This window comes from Pseudomonas sp. DTU12.1 (assembly GCF_009873475.1).
Classification (GTDB): domain Bacteria; phylum Pseudomonadota; class Gammaproteobacteria; order Pseudomonadales; family Pseudomonadaceae; genus Aquipseudomonas; species Aquipseudomonas proteolytica.
The window spans coordinates 3,084,256-3,107,562 of record NZ_CP045254.1; the positions used below are offsets into that span (position 1 = coordinate 3,084,256).

Annotated in this window: 13 protein-coding genes; 8 read left to right on the plus strand and 5 right to left on the minus strand. The window is 53.0% G+C overall.

The window, feature by feature from the left end; translation table 11 throughout:
* Positions 1-837: 837 nt before the first annotated feature.
* Positions 838-4,908: a P-loop NTPase fold protein gene (locus GDV60_RS13440; RefSeq protein WP_159907619.1), complete on the plus strand. Its 4,071-nt coding sequence runs from the start codon at positions 838-840 to the stop codon at positions 4,906-4,908.
* 287 nt (positions 4,909-5,195) lie between these two features.
* Here the strand turns inward: GDV60_RS13440 and GDV60_RS13445 are convergent, their stop codons facing one another.
* Positions 5,196-6,143, minus strand: coding sequence for a site-specific integrase (locus GDV60_RS13445; protein WP_159907620.1), 948 nt, complete (start codon positions 6,141-6,143; stop codon positions 5,196-5,198).
* 196 nt (positions 6,144-6,339) lie between these two features.
* On the opposite strand from GDV60_RS13445, the gene GDV60_RS13450 reads away from it, so the two are divergent.
* Complete coding sequence (locus GDV60_RS13450) at positions 6,340-7,407, plus strand: DNA-binding protein (RefSeq protein WP_159907621.1); 1,068 nt, start codon at positions 6,340-6,342, stop codon at positions 7,405-7,407.
* A gap of 296 nt (positions 7,408-7,703) precedes the next feature.
* Complete coding sequence (locus GDV60_RS13455; protein WP_150635306.1) at positions 7,704-8,396, plus strand: ImmA/IrrE family metallo-endopeptidase; 693 nt, start codon at positions 7,704-7,706, stop codon at positions 8,394-8,396.
* A 125-nt stretch (positions 8,397-8,521) separates the two neighbouring features.
* On the opposite strand, the gene GDV60_RS13460 is transcribed toward GDV60_RS13455, so the two are convergent.
* Entirely contained in the window at positions 8,522-9,817 is a 1,296-nt protein-coding gene (locus GDV60_RS13460) for an ImmA/IrrE family metallo-endopeptidase (protein WP_159907623.1), read from the minus strand.
* 349 nt (positions 9,818-10,166) lie between these two features.
* On the opposite strand from GDV60_RS13460, the gene GDV60_RS13465 reads away from it, so the two are divergent.
* Both GDV60_RS13465 and GDV60_RS13470 read left to right on the plus strand, forming a co-directional pair.
* Positions 10,167-14,753 carry an AAA domain-containing protein gene (locus GDV60_RS13465; RefSeq protein WP_159907625.1) on the plus strand — a complete coding sequence of 1,529 codons (4,587 nt, stop codon included), beginning with the start codon at positions 10,167-10,169 and terminating at the stop codon, positions 14,751-14,753.
* 120 nt (positions 14,754-14,873) lie between these two features.
* On the plus strand, positions 14,874-15,890 hold the full coding sequence (locus GDV60_RS13470) for a hypothetical protein (protein ID WP_159907626.1): 1,017 nt from the start codon (positions 14,874-14,876) through the stop codon (positions 15,888-15,890).
* A gap of 87 nt (positions 15,891-15,977) precedes the next feature.
* Here GDV60_RS13470 and GDV60_RS13475 read toward each other — a convergent pair whose 3' ends face one another.
* Both GDV60_RS13475 and GDV60_RS13480 read right to left on the minus strand, forming a co-directional pair.
* Positions 15,978-16,715: a hypothetical protein gene (locus GDV60_RS13475; RefSeq protein ID WP_159907628.1), complete on the minus strand. Its 738-nt coding sequence runs from the start codon at positions 16,713-16,715 to the stop codon at positions 15,978-15,980.
* 37 nt (positions 16,716-16,752) lie between these two features.
* Positions 16,753-17,577 carry an HNH endonuclease gene (locus GDV60_RS13480; RefSeq protein ID WP_159907629.1) on the minus strand — a complete coding sequence of 275 codons (825 nt, stop codon included), beginning with the start codon at positions 17,575-17,577 and terminating at the stop codon, positions 16,753-16,755.
* 155 nt (positions 17,578-17,732) lie between these two features.
* On the opposite strand from GDV60_RS13480, the gene GDV60_RS13485 reads away from it, so the two are divergent.
* From GDV60_RS13485 to GDV60_RS13495, 3 genes are all read left to right on the plus strand, one after another.
* Positions 17,733-19,337, plus strand: coding sequence for an ATP-dependent endonuclease (locus tag GDV60_RS13485; protein WP_159907630.1), 1,605 nt, complete (start codon positions 17,733-17,735; stop codon positions 19,335-19,337).
* A complete protein-coding gene (locus GDV60_RS13490) occupies positions 19,330-20,397 on the plus strand; it encodes a UvrD-helicase domain-containing protein (RefSeq protein WP_159907632.1) in 1,068 nt (355 codons plus the stop codon). The genes GDV60_RS13485 and GDV60_RS13490 overlap by 8 nt, the downstream gene beginning before the upstream one ends.
* Before the next feature lie 436 nt (positions 20,398-20,833).
* Positions 20,834-21,967 (plus strand): hypothetical protein, encoded by a 1,134-nt coding sequence (locus GDV60_RS13495; protein WP_159907635.1) that lies wholly within the window; start codon positions 20,834-20,836, stop codon positions 21,965-21,967.
* 215 nt (positions 21,968-22,182) lie between these two features.
* On the opposite strand, the gene GDV60_RS13500 is transcribed toward GDV60_RS13495, so the two are convergent.
* Entirely contained in the window at positions 22,183-23,226 is a 1,044-nt protein-coding gene (locus GDV60_RS13500) for a hypothetical protein (protein ID WP_159907638.1), read from the minus strand.
* Between the last annotated feature and the right edge of the window lie 81 nt (positions 23,227-23,307).

The window sequence follows — 23,307 nt, forward strand, 5'->3', positions numbered from 1 at the left end:
CGGAATAGTGCTCAGCAAACATTCGTAGCTCTTCCCCCAATCTTTTGATAGTTTCGGGCGCCGTCAACGTCTGTTTGTTGAAGGCACCTCAGCCTCTTACAGAAGTCGGTGAGGATGGGAGAAGTACTGCAATTCATCGACGATCTCAAAATTTTCTAGATCGATCACTACCGGCCCGATTTCAATCGTCTCCATTTGCTCGGGGACGACTGCAAGCGACCTTGTGATTCCGACTCGCCAACCTAATCACAGGTTGCCTCCAAGTTTACACAATACAAATAACGGTATGGGGCGAGGAGGTTTTGGATGGTTTGGAGATGAAGATGTTTTGCTTCGAAGCTCATGTCAGGGTAGACCTTGCTTGTAGTTTATTCAGATTGTACGAATCATCCACCGCGGCGACTTTGACGCAGGCGCAGCGTAGGCGTTCCGGGAACACGCCTTGCGAACTCCAGCATTAAGGGGCGGGTAGTTTCCGCATTTATTCAAGCGACGTGATCACCCTAATCGCCGGAATTTGCATGCGCCAACGAATCTCTTTCCCTCAACGTTGGACTATGCCGTTCTTTACCTTGAAGACCTGGGGCTGGCGCAAGAGTTTACGCCCCACATCAATCGTGTCTTTTCGGAGCGCCGGTATGCTGGCAGTACACTTTGAGAGTCGAGGCAGCGACAGCTACGCAGACCGTCACCGCGACTGGGTTAAGGCTGAAGCACACTGCCGCTGTCCGGCTCATGCTGTCAGATGACGGCGTTATTGTGTAGCCGCGTATTCATCCATTAGGCTTAGGCATAGTGGCAGCCCGCCAGTAACACGTTGATGAAGGAACGCAACGAATGCCTGAACCCTATCAGCCGATGCCGGCAGTGCTTGATCGGCAAATTGAAAACGAAACGCAGGATGCGTTCGGGCACAGACACTTTGCTCAGGCGTTGCAAAGTCTGGTGGAGGCCGAGCACCACAAACCACCGTTTAGTATTGGTTTGCTTGGTGGCTGGGGTACAGGTAAAAGCTCAATCAAAGAGCTCTATACCCGTGGGCTTGCTGATGGTGCATCTGACGGCACGGGGCAACCATCGCGTCGAGATCGCATCAAAAGCATCACTTTTAACGCTTGGCGATTCGGCGGGAAGGATCAGGACATTAAGCGAGCGCTGCTGCGCCACGTGTTCTTGGAGTTGGGCGGCGACGAGCAAGCTCTTCACGACAAGCTTTTTCGAAGTATCACGCAGGTCGAAATCCAGTGGAAAGGGTGGAGACAATATGCAGTGCAGCTTTGGCGAGCATGGTCACTTCCATTGCCGGCGTTCATTGGCGCAATGCTGCTACTGTTTGGCCTGGTATGGGCCGGACTCGCCATCCTTCCGTGGAGCAACCCCATTGTCCAATCGACGTTCATCTTGGCAATCAGCGGTGCCTACAGCTATTTGTTGAAGAACTTGAAACCTTCGAAGGTCGATAGCTACCGATCTATCACGAAAGTTTCGCTGCCAAGTGCAAGCGCCGAGCAGTATGAGGAAATGCTGCTTGAGCAGCTTAAAGTGTTCAAGGGCCCTGCAGCGGGTATATTCACCAAACCCGATCCCTGTGAGCGCCTGGTGATATTCGTAGACGACCTGGATCGGCTTTCGGCCGAAGAAATGGTGCTGGGCCTCGACGCAGTTCGTGCCTTCATGGAAATCCCTCCCGAGAAACTTCCATTGGGTCTTGGCCTCGTCTTCGTTATCTCTTGTGACGAAGCTAAGGTAGCCGATGCCCTGGCTCGCGGCCGCGGCAATCCTGAACAACCCGGTACCGTCTTTACCCATATGGACGCTCGTAGGTACCTCGACCGTATTTTCCAGTTCCGCTTGGAAATTCCGCCTGCACCCAGGGGGGATATGAGGCAGTTCGCGCTGAAGCATCTGTCGTCGTTTATGGATATTGTGAAAGATCTGAACGCGGGGGGTGCAAGCCCAGAAGAAGTGATTGACCGGATGATTCACGTGAACGTTGTCGATCCGCGCAATGCACTTCAGATCGTGAACGCATTTGCTCAGTCCTGGTGGCTCGCAAAGCGAAGAGAATATGAAGGAAGTTCAGGTGAGCGGCCTGGTGGCCTTCATGAAGGTGCGGTGACTAGCCATCCGATCTCGCTGGGAGCGCTGAGTGCTGCCCGTGTGAGTTTTCCTGATTTCTATCGCGATCTTCAGGATGACCCATTACTGCTTGGCCGCCTGACGGAGTTGCTTGTACATGAAGGGGAGCTCTCGGATCAGCCCGTTGAGGCGCGGGCCCTGTTGGTCAAGCGTTACGTCATCGAAGACAAGGAAGGAAAGACTACAATGCGAGAGGGCTGTCGAGACCTGCGTCAGTTCTTGTCTAGCCTAGTAGGGGTGCGCTGGCCAGATTCTCTGCAAAGCTTGCTTTTGCTATCCGAGGATCCAATAAGTCGAAAATTCGGCGCTGGCACGAGCACGCTCTACAACATGCTGGTGTCCGGTGATACGCGAGGGCTGATTGAGCGACTGTCCACTCGCACCGACAAAGTCGCGCTAAGCGAGGATCAAGCACAGCTGCTTCATGAACTGATTAGCGATTTGCACCTGGAAACAGAGTCGCGACGGCACAACGCAATGCGCGTCATAGCGAACTTGCTTGATCATCTCCCACCACGAACGGTGCGATTGATGCTCGGAAAACTCTGCAATGCGTTGACCGCATCATTGGATCTTCGGTCGATGGTTGGGCTGGATAAAATCAACAGTGTTGTGCTGCTCGCCAATGCTCAGGAGCAACGGCAGATAGCGGCTGAGTTGGTTGACGACCTGCTGACTACGCAGCATCAAATTGAATTCCGGTTAGAAACTATGCAGACCCCAAGCTTGGACGAAGCAAAGGCGATGGTGGTCAAGGCTTGTGAAATCGTCCTCAACGTTCGATCGGTGCATGGGTTGCCTGCCGCACAAGAGCGCAAGCTTATCGAATGGCTGAAGGTGAGAGACGTAAGCATAGGCAAATCCTCCTTCCATTTCGATTTCAATACACTTGAACAGTGGATAGGCAGGCACGAGGAGATGCTGCTCACGATGCTAGGGACTGACTACAGCTCGCTTGTTGCAGATGAAGTTGAAGCGGGTAGGTCGCAAGCATTGGAGCTGTCGACCGTTTCAGGCAGGGTTGATCGATTGTTTGGGAGTCTTGCTGCGAAAGGGGAAGAAAGTCGCGCAGACCTATGGAAGCTTGTTGATCGCTATCTGAAGCTTTCACCGCTCGAATTGCAGTCCTGTGCGCTCACTACATTGGAGCAATCTCACCAATTGGCTGGCTCCCAGCCGCTGTCCGCATGCTTGGTCACCATTGTGCGAAACCTCATTGAACACCCCAGCCCCGCGGTCGATTACGAGCGGGGATTCCGCTGGGTTCTATCGACTGCGTCTGCCCGTTTTGGAGAACTTACGAAAGAAGCCAAGTCCAGCCTTGCTGACCTGGGTGGCAATTTATCCGGCGGAGAATTCTACCAGGCGGATGCCGTTGCTCTCTTCGAACAGATCATTCAGCGTGAACCTGGAATGTTGGCGCAGGTGAGCGCGAATTGGGTTGAGAGTTTTGCTGAAGGCCTGCCTCTTGAGTGCTGCGCTTCACTGCTGAAAGCTTATGGGGATTTACCGGAAGACGTGCAGAGCAAGGTCATCGCGTATTTTGATACAGGATTTACGGCCACAGCTATGCCCGATCGTTTCGGAGAACTCTATGCCCTCGCCGCGGCGAACATTTCAAGCAAGTCCTGGGGTTCTGGTCTAATGCACGACCATCTAGATCGATCGTTGAGCAGGCTTCCCTCAAGAGTCTCTAGGCCGGTAGAGGAACTGGATGACTTGCTGGGCGGGCTCTCAAAAGTATATCTCCACGGTTCACCGGCGACGATCGCAACCTGTTTGCGAGATACTTTTTCAAGCGCCGCCAGCTATCCGGCTCAACATGAACGACTTCATCAGTATCTCGCCGGCACTTGGCCGTCTACCGATGTGGTGCAGCCCGGTTATGCGCCGGACACCATATTCTCTGACGCGATCAATGTGGGCCGACGAAGCCCAAAAGATGCTGGGCGCGGGCTGCTTAGCTCTCTTGATTCCATGGTCGAGTTGGGGATCGTAGGTCTGGAACGAGACGCGGAACTGATTGAGTTGGCATGTTTAATCTGGCAAGCGCACCCAGTGGAGGCGCAGGAGTTCTTCACTCGCGATTCTAGAAGACTAACACCTAGCCAAATCGCCCAGCTACCTGGCGCCATAAGCTGGGAGTCCCCTGAGGAAGTAGGTTGGCTCAGGAGCGCCTGGGGAAAAACCATATCTGAGCTCGACGCATCGGAACGAACCGCAACGACCTTGCTAGTGCTCGCGCTGGGGCCAGTCGGTAACGCTCAATTACCAGACCAAGCTCTATCCTTATGGATAAATTGCCTCGGTAACGGCGGCTTTCAAGGACTGGTACAAGCGTTGATGTCTAACGAAGCCAGCGATGACGGCCGTCGTCGCCTCTGGCGCCAGGTAGACTCGCTGAACCCAGCCCCAACGCCAACTGAACTGATCAACCTGAGCATTCGGGTTTTACCAATGGCAGCAGCACCTGAGACTGCTGCAGCTGTGAACAACGACCTGGAGTCCATCTGCACTCGTTTGGGCGACCAAGAGAGCCGGCTAGCCACCGCAAAGCTTCTGCTGGCGACGATCCCAAGCTGCTCATCAGTCACGATCAAAACCAATCTCGCTCGGCTAGCCTTTGGTCTTGGCACGCACGCCGCCTTATCCGCGGTTGATGAGTCAACGCTGAGTGATGATGACCTACAGGTCATCGCAGATACTTTCGGAAAAGGGCGGGAACTGACCAAGCTCAAATCGCGTTTTGAGAAGCTTGAACGCTCATAGCTTCGCGACGACCAATGTTGAATGGAGAGGGCCGTTGTATCCGAAGGGGAGGCCATCTCCATGGCATTGAATTACAACCTGAAACGCTTACGAGGTGCTTGGGATGATGCCTTCCCAGAAATCTAAATTTTGCGCTACACCAAATCAGGAGTTTCTCATAGACCGCAAAAATGCCAGCTAATCCAGCATGGGCGGGGTTGAATTCTCTGTTGAGTAATGTCGGATATCCATGTGCGTGTTTACCTCAATACGTCCGTCGGTTGCAGCGTGGATGCTTCTATCTGCACTCAGAAGGCCTCCAGTTGCGGTGTGCCTGAATTAGCTTTAAGACCTCCGAAGGAGATAACTGCATCCACGTAGCGCATTGCAGACTTCATATCCTTCCAGCCCACATAGCTCATCAGCCCCTTGATGTCCCAGCCATTGGCAGACGCCCAGGTTGCAAAGCCGCGCCGCATTGAGTGGCTGCTATACAGTTCAGCTGGTAATCCTGCCTCTTTGAAAATGCGCCGCAGCACAGGGATCAGGCTATGCGGCTGCATAGCTTTGCCTGAAAGATTGCCCCACCGATCTATCCGCTGGAACACCGGGCCTTTTGCGATCCCGGCGACTTTTATCCAGTTGATGTAGGCCTCCACGGGGCAGAGCATTGTAAGTGCCGGCGTCTGGAAAGTAGTTCCTTCATGCTGGCGGTCACCCTTGGTGTACGGCAGGAAAAAGGTAATGCCTTCACCACTTATGGCTTGGGTATCCTCGACCATTAGCCTGGCTAACTCATCGCCACGAAAGCCACGCCAAAACCCAATCAAGATAATCGCCACCGAGCGGCGATGACGCACCAGCGATTTGTAATCTCCCTGTTCAATCGCAGCTGCAGCTTCCCCTTCAAGCCATGTGACTGCCTGCTCTAGATGCTTCAGCAGCAGCGGGGCGGCCTGCTTGACCTTTGCAGGATGCACGACCCTGATGCCCTTGATCATCTGGCGAACATCAGGCGTCTTGGTTGGATCGGGGAAGCCCTGGGTGATGTGCCATTGCGCTAGGGCCGCCAAGCGCTGCTTCAGAGTGTTGATGGAGAGTTTGTCGGCGTACTCCGCCAAGTAGCGAACGACGCCCGCTCCGGTCGTGGGTAGGTACCCGCCCCAAGTCACTTCGAAGTGCTCGATCGCCGCCCGGTAACTCTTTCGCGTGTTCTCCCGGGTACCGGCCCTGAGGTACCGATCTGCCTTTTCCATCGTGCTTTGCCTTCAAAGTCAGAACGTTTTGCTTTCCCTGCGCTACGAGGAGGTTTTCTGGGAGCCATAAAAAGTCAAGAAGCCATAAAGCACTATTATAGCTTTTTAATTGTTTGACTTTACATCCACAAAATTGGTGTTAGCGTGTCACGTAATTACATGACACGTAACACAGAACGAAATCGTAGGAGTTCACATGGCTCGTGGCGGCATTAACAAGGCGGTGGTGCAAAAAGCAAGGCAGTCTCTGCTCGCTAGGGGCACATACCCAAGCATTGATGCCGTGCGTGTGGAACTGGGGAATACCGGGTCGAAGACAACAATTGCCCGGTACCTGAAGGAGATCGAATCCTACGATCCACGCCCACTATCGTCCCGCGAACGCATGGGTGAAGAACTTTCGGCAATGGTGGAAAGCCTTCTGGATCGACTCATGGAGGAGGGTAACGAGTCGATCGAACAGTCCCGATCAGCCTTTGATATTGAGCGTGTAGAGCTCCAGGCGCAGATCGACAGCCTGCAAACTGAACTGACCGCAGCGCGTAGGCAACTCGACACTCAGCAAGCAGCGATTGAGGCTCAAACTGCTGACTTAAAAACCACGCAGTCCTCACTCCAGGCAGAGCTGACACGCAATGCCGGACTTAATCAACGCTGTACTGACCTAGAAGCCTTGGTCAGTGACCGGGATAAACAGATCCACTCCCTAGAGGAAAAGCATGTTCACGCGCGCGGGGCATTGGAGCACTACCGGGAGTCTGTAAAAGAGCAGCGTGAACAAGATCAACGACGGCATGAATCCCAACTCCACGAGACCCAAATGGAGAAGCGCAAGCTGCAGGAAACGTTGGTGCTGAAACAGGATGAACTAACTCGTTTAAATCGTGACAACGAGCGGTTGCTTGGAGAGTCCAGGCAGCAGGTGAAACTGCTACACGGCCATGAGGCGCACACACAGACACTGACTGGCGAGATCCAAGGTCTGAAACTGGCGGAAGCGAGATCCGCCGGAGTTGCTGAGCAGCTCCAGGAACAGATCGCCACGCTTCGACAAGACGCCACGGCACTGAATGAAGCAGCAGCCAAGAGCGGCGAGCGCGAGCTGGAGGCAAGACTGCTGCTTGTCGCTGCCCAATCGGAGAATGAGCGACTCCGGCGATTGCAGGCTACCGAGGCTGAGACAGATGGAAGCGATTCGAACACCACATTTGCGCCTGCATCCGAGAAGCCAAAGACAGCACCCACAAAACCTTCGAGGAAGTGAGCATGAACAAAGCCCCGCTCAAACCGATAGGCCCTAATGAAGAATGCTCCGCGCTTCAGTGGGCTCATCAGCGACTCACTTTTATGCTGGCGAACAGCACATTACCGCCAGCCTTCATACAGCTCGACACCCGCACTCGATTGGAAACCCGAGCTAAGCCAGGTATCGAGGCGGCTGACTCGAGTAAAGCAAATTAGCAGCAGTGTGCCGAGCACCGCCAGCGCATGTTTGAAAGACTTGAAAGCCCTACATATTGGGTTATTATCAAGTCATGAGCACTACATGCGGTGATTTGCATGCACATGCCAAGTATCGAACAAGAAGCATCCGAGCTGCTGCGCATGCTCTGGCGCGACCGATATCACCTGTGGGGCGATCAAGATATCACCCCGCTTCAGGCGCGTGATCCGAGAAAGGCGGCGTTAGCGTACGGCTTTGAATATCGGGAGCTTCCGAATCTCGGTGACCCCAAATTCATCCAAGGCGGCTCCGGCCCTAAGATTGCAGGTCTGATCGATCGCCAAGCGAACCGCATCGCCATCTCCCAAGAATTCTCACCTACAGTAAAACTGTTCACGGGTGCTCATGAGATCGGCCACCTTGCCCTACATAAAGGTGAGGTTATGCATAGGGATCGGGCGTTAGATGGCCGTCCAGTCGGCGGGCCGCGAAACCCTGAAGAACGGGAGGCTGATTTCTTTGCAGCGTGTTTTTTGATGCCTGCGAAACTGGTCGCTGACCGCTTCAGGCGTCTATTCCTATGTGGAGACCAGCTTCACTTTAACGATACGGTCGCATATCACCTCGATGCGCATAACATCGAAGGTTTGTTGTATGCCTCATCAGACTCCTTGGAACGAGAGCTTGCTCTGGCGCGGTGCCAACGCTTCAATAATCTCAACGTCGTATCACTTGCTACGCAGTTTGGAGTATCCGATTCGGCAATGGCGTTACGGCTCAAGGAGCTAGGTTTAGTACGCTGGCCTTAGCTTGGCGTTTGAAACTGGGCGCTAGGTATCGATCGGAATGAAAGAGAGTGGCGGGGTGATATAGGACTGTACGCTCAAGCACCGCCCGACCATGCGACATAAACTTCCCGTCAGATGCTGATCAATCAATACTGCCGACCTACCTCGACCAGCAGCTCCAGCGCCCTCATGCGCAAATGGATCGCTGTCTTCGAAACGTTAAAATATTCGCTCAGGGAATTGCACACAGCATGAAACTGGATGACATTGTCCCTCTGACTGTCCAGGTACAGATGGCCGTGACCACGGTTTCGGATGCCAAGATGCTGTAGTAACAACCCAAACGCAGCCTGAAAGTCCTCTTTAGGCATCAAGAGACATGAAGCAAACGTATTTGCTTGCCACTCCAACCGCTCGACTTCCCCTTTAGGGATGGTGATCAGCTGGCTCTGGTAAATGTCCTGCGCTCGGATGGCTTCTCGTGTCATGTAGCGCTTATGCCCTAGAAAGTGATGCCCCAACTCATGGGCGAGTGTGAATCGGGCCAAGTGGGATTGGCTATCTGCCCCGAAGATTTTGATCTCAAGCGGGTTGAACGTGATACTGCCGAGGGCTGAGCCCGAGTCCTCAATGAAGCTCACGGACAGTCCACTGACCTCAGCTTCTCTGGACACTAGCTTAGTCAGATCGACCTCTCCCCGGATGTATGAAATGGATTTCAAAGCCTGCTGCGCCAAGCGATCTATTCTGTCCCGCGAAATGAACGCGACCCTGGGTGTTTCGATAAGCGTGGGCTGACGAATCAGACTCAGATCGCTCTCTTTAAAAGCACTCTCAAGGTCGAGGCCTTTCCAGATGCCTTCCCAACCATCAGTAAAGCCGGCAGGAGTTACGGCATAGGCGCTATAAACGGTAGGCCGAAAATCCATCTGGGTTAGGGCGTATTCGATCTCCGCGCGCTTACGGGCTCTAGCGCTCCGCGCCCCGGTCAGCAGGGCGCGAGGAAGCTCCCATCGAAACTCAGATTGATCAAAGTAACGCAAGACACCGAAGCCTCGGTTCCGAGCAATGTTGAACGTTCCGGACTGAAACGCACTGGCGGACGCAAAAATACCCTTGGCATTGAAGCCGGCCACCTGACTTATCTTTGAACCGAATTCTTCGATGTCCCCCACGGGCACTTTGCCGCTGTAGTTCTTACATTCGATGAGCACAAGCAATGATGGGGTTTCGAAACCAGGCAGGAATACTTCGACAGAAATATCAAAAATGATGAAGTCCTCTCGGTCACGCGAGAAGTAACCCTTCTTCCTGAAAATTTTGCAGCACTCAGGTTGGAACGCATAGAAGCGACCTTCATTGATCTCACGAGACAGGAACTCAAAGACCTGCTCCTCGAATCGGTCGCCCTTGGCATAGGTGCTGAGCGCTTCAATTTCCATATGTAGGGCGGACTCCTTGGTAACGGATCAGAATGTCAGTCGTGCGTGAATAGATAGCGCTCGAGAAAAGGATTACCAACGGGCACGCTGGCTCTCAGCTCGGTACCATGATGGTCTTTTTTCCTACTTTTATGTCAATGACCAAAGGTTAACGCCCAGACAACCGCTGACGACATTGATAGTTTGGCCCGCCCACGTCATCTGCGTATCGCTAGATTTGGCTCCGCCTGATTCTTAAGGACACTCGTCAGGAAGCGATTATTTCAAAACCACACCTAGAGGCAATATGGCATCCTTGACTCTATATTGACTGTTGAAGTCGCACCCCCTGAATTATCGGAGTATTAACATGCAACGGACGCCTAACGAGCTCCTCAGCCGACTATTCGAGTACGCAGAGGAAAGCCTCAAGGAGCTTGATCCGTCGCGCTATCAACTATCGAGCTCTGTTAATGACGTGTATCCACCGACAGACCTTCTAGGTATTCCTGGGCTGCACTTTGATCTCCAGTTCCCAGGCGACAATGTCTGGCTGCAAATCGAACGGCTCGAAGAGTCACGTGCTCCAGCACCAGTTTATGGAAGCTATAGCTCCGTCATCAAAGCCAGTGACAATCCCTCCAAGCCACCATTGCTCTCTGAGCAGGTGCTCCTGCAGTTAATCCGCGAACAGCAAGACAAAGATCCGGGTGGGGATATCGCAGCAGTGGAGTCCGAAGTACGCGCGCAAGCTTCGGCTGCTCTTACGGCGCATCTTATCCTGTGGCACGAATGGGCTGAGCTTGAGAAACCACGTCGCAAGACCATTAGCCTCTATGGCGACATGTTTGCATTGATGCAGCAGATGGAGACGGGAAAATCTGCTCGCGAGCTGGTATGGGGCGTGGGCGTTAGCGCTTGGACGTTAACGATCAACGATGCGCAGCACGGATTCAATTATCCATTGTTGACCCAAGCCCTCGATATCTCTTTGAACGAGGAGAGCATGGCGGTCGAAGTTCGCCCACGTGCCACAGAGCCCATGATCGAGTTCGATGCGCTGATCAACGCCAATATCCCTGGCGCCAGCGAGTGCGAAAGAGCTATTCGCGATCATCTAGGCAGACATGTCGACTCCCCTTTGAACCCATTCTTGCCATCGACCTTTGCTGATGTGCTCAAGCTATCGGCCAGAAGCCTCGACAGCAAAGGCAAATATTTGGAGGTAATGGGAGATGGAGCCCAGGCCTTCCCAGAACCAGGTGACACGCTCCAGATAAGCGATGCGTGGGTGGTGTTTGCTCGCCCCAAACCCAGCAACTGGCTGATCAACGACCTTCGCAAGATCCGGGAGAAGCTTAAGGAATGTCTCGAGCTTCCTGCCGGCCCACTTGCGTTGGTGACCCCGGCCTCGAACATTGCAATCGATTACCAGCACGTTAACTTCCGCGGACTTTCCAGCCGAAGCATGGATGGATCTAGAGCTGAACCCAAGGAACTGTATTTCCCCCTTCCATACAATGACGAGCAGGTCACTATCGTTCAGCGTCTGGAGCACGCACCAGGGGTTGCCGTTCAGGGCCCTCCTGGTACCGGCAAAACCCATACGATCGCCAACATCATTTGCCACTATCTGGCGACTGGCAAACGTGTCCTAGTTACCTCTCGTGGCGAGCAGGCCCTGAAGGTACTCCAGTCGAAAATACCGGCTGAGGTTCGGCCTCTGACGGTTGCGCTGCTGACCAGTGACCGCGAGGGTATCCGGCAATTCCAAGGCTCGATTGAGGCTATCCAACACCAAGTTTCGCAAATCAATCCATCACTTGCTCGGAGTGAGATTGATCGCCTGCACCAGTCCATTGATCTTGCTCATACCGAGCTGGTGAGGCTTGATCGACGCGTCAATGAGATTGCCCTGAGTCAGCTTTCCGAAATCAAAGTAGGCGATGCCAAGTATCGTGCGGAAGAGCTTGCTGAGCTTCTGATGAAGGGCGGCGACCAGTACGCCTGGTTTGACGACGAACTTTCGTTGTCTCCCGAACACTCGCTGCCTTTTGACGATGAGTTCGGTAGGGGCTTAAGACAGGCTCGTCGCGACCTCGGGCGTGACCTTGTCTACATCAATTCCAGTCTGCCTGAAGCTGAGCTATTACCGGCAGCTGCGGAGATCGGCAAGCTCCACGGCTCACTCTGCCAGCTAAAGTCGCTCGAATATGCTCTAGGTCAGGGGGATCTCATACCCCTGAAATCCGACAGTGAAGCCGTTGTCACTGCAGCCAAGAATCTAGATTTGGAGCTGGGTCATTGCGAAGAAAAGCTTGTGGCGCTGCACGACGACGGGGACTGCGAAATTCTTTGGTCGCAGGAGCTGCGACTCAAGGCGGCAGGTGGACGGTACGACAGTGAAATCTCAGTCCTAATAGGCATGCTTCCAGCCGCCCAGGCCTTGATGCAACGGCGCAAGGTCATGCTGGAAAACTTTGTTGAATTCCCAGAGGAAGCCTTGGATTGCGAGAAAACATCTGAGGCCGTGGATAGAGCTACCGAAACAGGAAAGCCTTTTGGTCTGATGAGCTTCGGAGCATCCCAAGCCAAGACACACGTCAGCAATGTCCGGATCAATGGCTCAGCGCCAAAGTCTGCCGAGCAGTGGAAGATCGTCCAGGACTACCTGAAGCTTTACGCAGACGTGAGATCCTTCACTGCGCGCTGGAACCCTCTGGCCGAGACACTGGGGATTCCGCGACTTCAAGCGGGAACGGCACATCTGCGGCAACTGGAGATCACCGTTAGTACAGTTCAGGCTGCGCTCGAGCTCACCTCACTGTACGCCGAAAAGGTACAGCCACTCTGCGATGCGGTCTTCGCAGATGCGCCCGATAACATGCATAGGCTGACAATCGTCGAGATTCGTCGCCTGCGGGATCACCTCACTCAAAACCTTGCTCGATTAGATCTCAGCATGGCGGGCGCCTCACTCGCAATTCTGCAGGCCAAAGTCGCGGGCGACAGCCCAATCTCCTGCCGGCTTCGTACATTCATTCTGGAGTGCCTGGGCAGCCCGGATCAGGATACGCATCGGGTCGTGTCCCAGTATGTCGACCTGCTGACAGAACTACAGCGGATCAGAGAACTCGGTGGCCTCCTGAATTATGTCAGGGAGGGCGCGCATCGGGTGATGACAGCTGGAGCGGAAAATCTTTCCGGTCGGTTGCTGACCGTTCCTGTTGAAAACGGAGCTGAAGACCTGGCTTTCCCAAGTAGTTGGAAGGAGGCGTGGCAGCATGCGCAAATACGCTCTCACCTGCAAAGCATCGAAGCGCGTCATGAGCTCGTCGAGCTAAATGGCAAGCGAGTAAAACTCGAAGCTGGCCTGGCACGTATGTATCGGGAAGTGGTGAGCCGAGCGGCTTGGCTGTCTACTAAAGCCAATGCCAGCCCGATGGTACTGCAAGCATTAGCCGGCTACTCGACAGCGATACGCAAGATAGGGCAGGGGACAGGGCCGAACGCGGAGCGTTATCGCCGCGATGCTCAGCAGTGCATGCAGGATGCTGCCGGTGCCGTGCCATGCTGGATCATGAGTCACGCCAAGATTTCTGAGTCCATGCCGGCGGAAATAGGCGCCTTCGACCTGGTGATTGTGGATGAGGCGAGCCAGTCAGACTTATGGGCTTTGCCGGCTATCGTCAGGGCCAAAAAGGTACTGGTAGTAGGGGATGACAAGCAAGTTTCTCCCGATGGTGGCTTCAAATCCGGCAAGAGGATAGGCGAGCTTCGTAACCGGTTCCTGAATGACCAGCCCTATGGCGCCGACATGACGCCGGATAAATCTCTTTACGATTTGGCATCGCGAGTCTTCGCTGGCCATATGGTTATGTTGCGTGAGCACTTCCGCTGCGTTCCTCCCATCATTTCCTATTCCAACCAGTTCTACGGCGGTGCGATCCAGCCCCTTCGAATCCCTCGACCATCCGAGCGCCTCGATCCACCTCTAGTGGACATTTATGTCAAAGACGGAGTGAGGAACAAGAAGGGCTGCAACAGGCTTGAGGCAGAAGCCATCGTTGAAGAAATCCAGGCACTTATCAAGGATGACAAGTATGCGGGTCGCACGATTGGTGTGGTAACGCTGTTAGGGGGCATGGAACAAGCCAAATTCATCGATTCGCTAGTACGTGAACGATGCCGGGCCGTTGAGCTCCACGCTCGCGAATTTGCGTGTGGTGACGCCAGCACCTTCCAGGGAAGCGAGCGCGACATCATCTTCATTTCCATGGTCGCAGATCCAGAGAACTGCCATCCGCTTTCAGGCATTGCTGCTGAACAGCGATTTAACGTAGCCGCAAGCCGTGCACGCGATAGGATGTATCTGATTCGATCGGTGACCCTGGATCACCTTTCCCTGAAAGATGTTCGTCGTACACTCCTGGAGTACTTCAGCAAACCACTCACAGAGCAGGAGGTCGATCAGGATGGCCTCATCAAGCTTTGCGAGTCTGGATTTGAGCAGCAGGTCTTCAGCAGACTGGTTGAGCGGGGCTACCGCGTGATCCCGCAGGTGAAGAGTGGGGCATTCAGGCTCGACATGGTCGTCGAGGGAGCCAACGATAATCGTCTGGCAATCGAGTGTGATGGAGATGCCTTCCATGGCCCCGATCGCTGGGAGGCAGACATGAATCGCCAACGCATCCTCGAACGTGCAGGCTGGACGTTTTGGCGGTGCTTCGCTTCGTCATGGAGCATGCATAAGGAGGAAATCTTCGGAGAACTTCTGCAGCGCCTGGCTGAGCTCGGGATCGAACCGACTAATGCGCTGGAAAAACTCCCGGCTGTTGTAGAGCTACGGGAGTGGGCATCCGCGGTTAGCACATCCATGGAGGAAGATGACGAGGACATCGGCGAGCTGACAGTGCCACCGGCTACCGGCGAGGAGCAGCAAGTCCTAACGATCTGAAGAGTTGGAAAGACTGCGCGCGAGATGACTTGCGAGCGGCAGTCCCAAAACAAAATTTCCAACTGGAGCTCAAAGGGCACTCACGCCCGCGACTGCGGCCGAATACCCTAGGATGCAGATATGTCATTCGCAAACGCGCATCAGGCAGTCATGAAGCGGCAAAGCAAGAAGGGGCGCTGCCTGCATTTCACTGATGGAATTCAATGCAATGAGATTATCTCGGCCCACTCCATACAGAAGCGGGGTCAACTGGGACTGATTGCTGAAGCCGGTCATGTTTACCGACTCAATGCCGACCTGTCGACCCTGAAGGAAACGGGAGGCAAACCACTACCAAAAAAAATTGGGGTGAATCGCGCGTCGACGTTCCCAGGGATGTGCAAACAGCATGACAACAAGCTTTTCTCACCCATCGATGATCGGCCCCTTTCGGTCGATCCACACCAGGTGGCTTTGTACGCATACCGCAGTATCTGCCGAGAATATTTTGTCAAAGAGAACGCATCGAAGACTCTCACTGAGATGCTCGAGCACACAGGACTGACACGTGACCAGCGCCGCTTTCTGATCGGAGCGGCCTATGGACAGTCCCTTGGTTTTGAGCGGCTTAAGCGCCACAAGCTCATATACGATGATTGCCTAGCTGCCAACGATTTCACCGAGCTAAAATTCGTCATCTTTGGCTCGACGTCTCGATGCTCGCTACAGGCCTCGGGGCTGATATTTCCTGACTTTGATTTTCAAGGGCACCAACTACAGAACTTGGGGCCCGAAACCAGCGATCTGGATCTTCTGGTCTTCTTTACAGCTCCGACCGAATACGGTTGGGCGTTTGTTCTGGCATGGCATGAATCAAGCAATCTGAGCTGCCAGCGACTCGTTCACTCCTTAGCGAAATCAGGACGCAGTGGAGCAAAAATTGAGGACATGCTGCTCAGATTCTCACTCGCGTGTTGCGAGAACCACGCGATCCGGATCTCCTGGTGGAACTCGCTACCTGCAGTAGCGAAAAATCAGGCCTTAGATTTCATGGCGTTCATGGCGGATCCTACATTGGGGATACGCGCTGACTACCTAATGACGGGTTGCGAGGGGCTGGCGGATTGGTCGTTTGACAACGTTCGAGATGTAAGTTGAACCGTACAAATTGTCAGAAAATACATCAGTCATGGGCCGACGTTTCGCTTCTAACCCGATCAGAGCTCGCAGAGGAAGGGGCGACCCTCACGGATAGCCGAGCATTAATGAAAGGCTGCCAAGGAGAAACATCAAGATGATGCCTACGACGGTGATCAAAAAGCTCAGCCCTTTATGCCCTCCGTAAAGCGCGCGCAACCCTTCATTACTATTCCGAGTTGCCAAGTGCAGCAGTCCACCCAAAGCACAAAGAACGGTTAAGTGTAACAACGGCTCGGTCAAGTTACTGGCGTCCGGCGCATATGTAGGTTTTCCTGCACTGACCCACCATTTGATCGCTTGAAACAGCCCATATATGTATATGGCAAGCCACAGCCCCCATCCCGACGTATTGACGACAAAGAAAAGGCAGTGCGGCATGCTGATAGTGGGAAACCATCTCCTCAGCAACTGGATCGCAGCGCAGTGGAATCCCCAACGTAGAGCGCTGATGCTATATAGCAGGATTGCAGTCGAAGCGGTCACCAACACCCAGGCCATATTCTTGAGGCGACCGACGATTTTCAATGCCTCGGCAACCGACACTCCAGGCCCCACAGAACTTCCATAAGCCCACTCCAGGCTGAAGCCGGCTATCGCCGCCCACACCCCAGCAACAACTACTGGCAATCCCCAGAGCCCCTTCAGCCGCAAATGGATCGGCCTTCTGGTAGGGGTGAAATCCAACGGTTTTACAACGACAGGAGCTATCAGGAGTAGGGCGTACTTACTAACCTGATGGTCGCGAATTTTAGACCAGGCGAACCTTAAAACGGACAACGACATCATTACCTCGGGCGGAACCAGTGGCGGAGTTACATTCCTAAAATCCCTGTGCAGGGGTAGGGCTAGGCGGCGTATTACTGGGTGCTAAAAGCTCAGGCATTCCCCCATTTGCCGCGGCTAAGCATCCTTTGAGCTTATCTATACTCAAGACTTCGGCGCCACGATGTACGACTGCATGGCAGTTCGGGCACAGCGGTATCAAATCGGTTATTGGATCGAGCTTGTATTCCGCGCCGATCGTGCTCAGGGGTACGATGTGATGAACATGGATAAGCCCTTTGGCGATCTCGCCGTAGACCGAGCCGAAGTCGAATTTACAAGCTGCACACACGGCCTTGTGATGCCGAATGCATGCTTCCCGGGCCTGAGCATTGCGCTCGTATGCGTTGACCTTCACCTCTCTCAGTGCCCCCTCCAGGTAGAGCTCAGGATGACTGACTTCTTCGGGAATTACTGGGATAGGTACTTCTTCACACGCGTACCATCTACCTTCTTGCTGAAGCAGCCATTTGCGAGTGATAAATCGTTCAAAACCTTTGATCTTTGCAGGGCCCACGCCGTCCTCGTCCTGGAGTTCGTCCGAGTGCGTAATCTTGAATGTGTAAAGCTCGTATCCCTGCTCGGCGACTAACCTGAGATGCTCAACGCTCTGCGCGTAGCCATTGTTGCGACGTCCCTTCTTTATCTCCCACCCCTCGCAAAGTATGAGTGTGCGGTCGCCGTCCACATGAATGTCCCAAGCACCGAATATGACTTTGCGCTCTAGGTGATTCACAAACGACCAACTCCAAGTCCAGTTTTTACACGTGGCTCCCAAGGATTCGATAAATGCTTTACGGTTTGGGTAGTGAAGGATGGTCATGCGAAATCCTGTGCGTTCGGTTGTCTGGCGGAGCTGCGAAAGAAGAGGGGACAACAGAAAGTGACAGAGTCGACAACGTACCGCTTCGCTTATAGCATCAGGCAACCCGGCCATCAAAGCGCCATATAGTAACAACTCGCCAAGGAACGTCGAACGTGATCACCAAGATCCGCATCCGTGGGTACCGCATCTACAAAGATTTCCTGCTGAATCCCAACCCGGGCATGAACATCCTGGTCGGAGACAACGACGCCGGTAAATCCACCTTAATGGAGGCGATCTCACTGGCGCTCAACGCGCGGATCGGTGGCAGAGGAATACTGGAGGAGCTGAATCCTCACTGGTTCAACACCGAGATGGTGGCTGAGTTTCTTGCACTTAGAAGGGCTGGAATGAAACCGGCACTCCCTCAGATTCTCATCGAGCTCTATCTGCAGGACTCGGATGACCTCCAAGGACTGCTGGGCGCAGTGAATGCCGACGTTCCAACGAACGCTTGTCCTGGTGTCTTTCTCTCCGTATTCCCCAACGAGGAGTACAAGGATGAGCTGGATGAATGGCTTAAAAATCCATCTTCGCTACTCCCCGTTGAGTACTACACCTACGAATGGCGGTCGTTCGCTGATAATGAACTCACGCGACGGCCGCGGGCGCTCTCGGTGGCCACCATCGACTCCCGTACGGTCAAATCCGCCGCCGGCGTCGACTACCATCTTCGCCAAATCCTAAGCGATCACTTGGAGTCATCCGAGAAAGCAGAGATTTCGCTGGACTACCGCAATATCAAAGCGTCCATGACAGATGGCGCGCTGGCCCCTGTGAACAAGCGACTTTCGGGTCTAGGCGCAGCGCTCCAGGAAGAGCCCATGGCGCTGGCCATGGATCAGACATCCCGCACATCTTGGGAAAGCGTGGTCACTCCACACGTCGACGGGCTACCGTTTGCGATGGCGGGCCAGGGTCAACAGGCTGCGATCAAGATCTCTCTCGCAATGAAGCGTCATTCCTCTCGGGCGAATATCGTGATGATCGAGGAGCCCGAAAACCATCTATCTCACACGAGCTTGACGACACTACTGAATCGTATCGAAGATCTGGCCACGGAAGAGCAGCAGCTATTCATTTCGACTCACAGCACATACGTTTTGAACCGCCTCGGCCTCGACGCATTGTTACTTCTTCACCGCAACAGCGCGTCCAAAATTACAGAACTTCAACCAGATACAGTGAGCTATTTCCAAAGACTGCCTGGCTACGACACCCTCCGCCTAGTGCTAGCGAAAAAGGTCGTCTTGGTCGAAGGCCCATCTGATGAAATCATCTTCGAACGCGTCTATGAGGATTGCTTCAGCGCACGCCCGATGGCTCACGGTATAGATGTCATCAGCATGCGTGGACTGGCTTTGGCGCGGTGCTTGGAGCTTTGCGCAGCGATCAACAAACCCGTAGCTGTGATGCGCGACAACGACGGCGTTGAACCAGCCGAGCTACGTGAACCGATTGAAAAGTGGCTGGACGCGAAGCGAAGAGAGCTGTTCATTGGCTTAGTCGCCGACGGTACCACACTCGAACCACAACTCATTACGGCGAATGGCGAGCCTCACTTGCGCAGGATGCTCGGCATCACTGCGGCAGCGACGTTATTAACCTGGATGGCACGAGAGAAAACGGAAGGAGCAATTCGACTAGCTGAGTCGGATGAGGTACTTAGCCCACCGGCCTACATGAAGGCCGCAGCGGAGTTCATCCACTATGCCTAGCATTCTGACCTTGGCTGTCGCTGGTGGCAGAAAGACTCAAGGACTGGTCGATCACTGCAAAGACATGTCTATCGAACGTCGGGTGCTCGTTGTCACTTTCACCCAGACCAATCAGCAGGAACTGATCCATCGCCTCGGTTCCCAAGCTGGCGATCGCCACAACATCGAAGTTCTTGGCTGGTACACATTCTTGCTTCGCCATTTTGCAAAGCCATTCCTGCCGTTCAAATTTCCAGGCGAGCGGGTAGGGGGCTTCAACTTCGAGGGACGTCCCAGTATGTTTGCGAAGGACAGGCAAAGGTTTATGGATGGTAGCAACCAAATCTACGCAAGCGAACTCGGCCGCCTCTCGCGGGAGCTTATGGCAGCCACCCCAGCGCTGATACGCAGACTGGAGTGTCTCTACGACGAAATTCTGATCGACGAGGTACAGGATCTCAGTGGCTACGATTGGGAAATCGTCCATGAATTACTTGAGTCCCGGATCGACGTCCGCATGGTTGGTGACGTGCGCCAAGCGGTGCTCTCAACAAACCCTCGGGGACAAAAAAATAAACAATATGGGTATGCAGGTGCACTTGAATGGTTCCTTGCACGCGAAAAAGAAGGGCTGCTTAGCATTGACTATGCGACCACGACATACCGCTGCAGAATCGAGATTGCGGCGTTCTCTGACACCATTTTTGATGAGTCATGGGGTTTCCCAGAAACCACATCTGAGAACCACGTGGTGTCTGAACATGATGGCGTTTACCTAGTGCACTCAAAATATGTCGACCAATACGTCGAGCGATACCGACCTCAGTGCCTCCGCAGCACCATAGCTTCTGGTAAGGAGTTCGCTTTGGACTTCATGAATTTTAAGGTATCAAAAGGCGCCACATTTGAGCGTGTGCTGATCATGCCAACGGCGCCGATCAAGGCTTTCATTCAGAAGCAGATTTTCCTGGAATCAACGCCGGGGGCTGCCTTTTATGTTGCAGCTACCCGAGCCAAGCAAAGCTTAGCGATCATCATCGACAAACCTGGAAACTCCAAGCTGCCAGTGTGGGTACCGTAGTTGAAAATAGGAGGGGCTGCTATCGATCGGAGAGCTCTATGCTTATGAACAGCACAGCACAGCACAGCACAGCACAGCGGAGCGCGCGGGCGTGAGAGGGGGCCTTCAAGGTCAAGACCGACGTATTACGGGCGACTTGATTCGCGACCTACAGGCTCGGAGAACAACGCCTAGGGACTACAGTTAGGGCGAATATTAGAAAAGTTAGCGACCGCCTAATTTTTAGTTAGGCATTGGCTAATTTAATTAAACGATTTTGCCGTTCATCACCGTTATTGGAAAAGTCAGGCCTAATCGACTAAAGTTTTGATTGGCTGCCTCGCCTAAGCTCTGGTCGACTTAAATGAGGTGCGTCAGTCGTCGATTCGACATCTTCTAATTTCCTCATCTGCTGAAGATAAAGCGACCAGCATCAGCAGAACCGGAGATTCGGAAGATGAAAAGCATTCTTAGCCCTGTATCGCTGTATGCCCAAGCTTTATTGAGCGCAAAAGGCATTGAAATTAAACACTCCACTTTACTTCAAATCCTCGCAGCACTCCTTGGGTACGAAACTTACGCTGCACTTAAGCATGAGGAGGACGATCAAAACCTTGATTTTCATCTTATGGATGCCGATTTTTTCATTCTGAACATTTCATTGGGTGAAACTCGTGCTTCTCGGCTTTGCGATTCCCCAGAGAAAGTAGTAGTTGAATGCATCGAAGCGCTGAAGCGTATGTTACCGGCTCCCGTTTTCACCAGCATTGAATCTTTCTACTCGAAACACGGCAATGATGCTGTTGCTGCGGCATTCGATGATCGAGACCTTCTTACAAAACAAGTCGGTTCAACGTGGAGCCCTAAGGGAAAACTGGTAATCACAGGAAACTTTACCTGCGATGAAACGGTGTGGACTGCGAGGGAAATTTGGACACTTAAAGGCGAAGCTTTTTGGGAGTCTGATGGCAAACTTTCCGCTAATGGAAATACACCGATTGGGATCGTAGTTTACAGGAAGGCCGGACGGGGAGGGTTAATCTCAAACACAAGTGATGAACGGTTGGCGGCAGCTAAGGACGTTGAGGTAACTTTCGGTTTGTATCGCCCTGATGTTCTGGTGCTTTCGTCCGACGGTTCAACGACCCGCCCTTGGCTAGCATTCCTGGTTGATAATCCAAGTAGGATGGTACTCGGAAAGGCAATAGCTATCGATGGCAACATTCACCAATTATTAGACAGGTTGGTTATTGAAGCTATCGACGAAACGCTTGGATATCGGATTACGAGCATTGAAATCGATTCCAGCATCGAGAGTGTCAAGCTCAGTGAACTGCTTCGCAGTAAAAATATCGTGTCTCGCCGCTTGAACAGGCAACGCCAAGGATCCATGGAGCGGTTGATTTATCAGATCACGCGCATCTTAACCCTGCATATTGAAGAAGGCGATGGACTATTACCTGAACTCACTGCCGATGAATTCAAAAATCGTCTGCAGATGCAGATTGCGCAATACAACTGCTCAATTACCCCCTCCGGGACGAGTCCACTTGATCAAGCTTATAATTGTTTAGAACCTCGATTAAAATAAATTCAATAACTTAAAATTCATAAAGATTGAATGCTTAACGTGCTGCCGTCTGGCAGCACGATCAAAGCCAACCGCTGTTAATTCCCTGACCTTGGGTGCCAAGCCTGAGCATTGTCAATATCCATAAAAGTCCGTAATTTTGCCCTCCAGCCCATTACATAAAGCGATGAGCGATCCGAAATATCTTTGTGTCGAGGAGAATTAGCAGCCTTGCACTAGGATGTTGACGATCTACGCATGGAGGAAAATGTAAGGAATCGGAATTTATTTGCAGCCTCTCTAATTTGGACATCCTCAGATGCAAGAGCCATTCTGACCAATTCTGCCCTGCATTTTCGCGCAAATTTACTATCAGGCGATGTCGCGAACAGCCTATGCGGGGGTATCGGCATTTCAGAATCCAGTCCCAAATGTCTCAGATAACGTTCAAACATAAGAGTGAATTCATTACCTAAGACCCTGAATTCACCTCTGGGGAGTAATTCTCCCCATTCGCCCTCAGAATTCTTTGAAAATTGGTTGAGCAATCCAGGATTGCTCGACGTGCCCACTAACCGCCGTCGCGTGCGCCTTGAACTCCTAGCGAGTGCAAAATATACGAGCGTGCTTATTTTGTAAGACTCACCGTAAGGTAGGTCTTGAAGATTGCTCACATACCAGTCCATTTCATAATCTGTCAATTTCGGCGAATTCTTCGAATGCAGGGACTTACCTTTTAGGATTGGTACGGGTCGGTTTGAGGAAATCTCATGATAATAAAAGTCATAGAACTTATTCAGAACGGCCTGCGCGAGACCAAGTTGGCGTGATGCATCACGAGATAACGAAAGGAACGGCCGCCAGTCAGGGTTGATCATCCAGTTCTGGTAACGATCCAATGGATCCGCGAGGAATTTTGAACACGCTTTAGGAGCGCACCAGTCAGGCCGCGGATTGCAAAAAAAGGACGCGTACTGAAGGAGCGCCTTGGAATCTAAATCCAACAATGAAAAGCCTTGAGAGAAGCTCCAGTTTAGAAGGCGCTCGAGGTGAGTGGTTTCAAAATAGTAAGCCTCAGAAGCTTGCTCAGGACTCCAGCTATGGGCCAACCAAGCCAGATATCGTTGGCAGTACCAGACGCTGAAAAATGGAAAGCTGGAAGCTGAGACGGCCTCTAAGTTAGCGATCACATCGGCATTTTGTGGAAATTGACTGAGGCCTGATGGACGCCATTCAGCGTAAGGGCAGAAAATTGGGAAAGAGACAAACGGTGACGCCATGTGGACACCAGCATCGTAATATCGAATTTGTTAGCGGTGAGTGTAGACGTTGAATGGTAAGCGGGACACGACACTGATTAG

What these genes read in the sequence shown, in the direction of transcription:
- GDV60_RS13440 (WP_159907619.1), top strand. Translation starts at nt 838, where the DNA reads ATGCCTGAACCCTATCAGCCGATGCCGGCAGTGCTTGATCGGCAAATT.
- GDV60_RS13450 (WP_159907621.1), top strand. Translation starts at nt 6,340, where the DNA reads ATGGCTCGTGGCGGCATTAACAAGGCGGTGGTGCAAAAAGCAAGGCAG.
- GDV60_RS13480 (WP_159907629.1), bottom strand. Translation starts at nt 17,577, where the DNA reads ATGACCATCCTTCACTACCCAAACCGTAAAGCATTTATCGAATCCTTG.
- GDV60_RS13495 (WP_159907635.1), top strand. Translation starts at nt 20,834, where the DNA reads ATGAAAAGCATTCTTAGCCCTGTATCGCTGTATGCCCAAGCTTTATTG.
- GDV60_RS13465 (WP_159907625.1), top strand. Translation starts at nt 10,167, where the DNA reads ATGCAACGGACGCCTAACGAGCTCCTCAGCCGACTATTCGAGTACGCA.
- GDV60_RS13455 (WP_150635306.1), top strand. Translation starts at nt 7,704, where the DNA reads ATGCACATGCCAAGTATCGAACAAGAAGCATCCGAGCTGCTGCGCATG.
- GDV60_RS13490 (WP_159907632.1), top strand. Translation starts at nt 19,330, where the DNA reads ATGCCTAGCATTCTGACCTTGGCTGTCGCTGGTGGCAGAAAGACTCAA.
- GDV60_RS13470 (WP_159907626.1), top strand. Translation starts at nt 14,874, where the DNA reads ATGTCATTCGCAAACGCGCATCAGGCAGTCATGAAGCGGCAAAGCAAG.
- GDV60_RS13475 (WP_159907628.1), bottom strand. Translation starts at nt 16,715, where the DNA reads ATGTCGTTGTCCGTTTTAAGGTTCGCCTGGTCTAAAATTCGCGACCAT.
- GDV60_RS13500 (WP_159907638.1), bottom strand. Translation starts at nt 23,226, where the DNA reads ATGGCGTCACCGTTTGTCTCTTTCCCAATTTTCTGCCCTTACGCTGAA.
- GDV60_RS13445 (WP_159907620.1), bottom strand. Translation starts at nt 6,143, where the DNA reads ATGGAAAAGGCAGATCGGTACCTCAGGGCCGGTACCCGGGAGAACACG.
- GDV60_RS13460 (WP_159907623.1), bottom strand. Translation starts at nt 9,817, where the DNA reads ATGGAAATTGAAGCGCTCAGCACCTATGCCAAGGGCGACCGATTCGAG.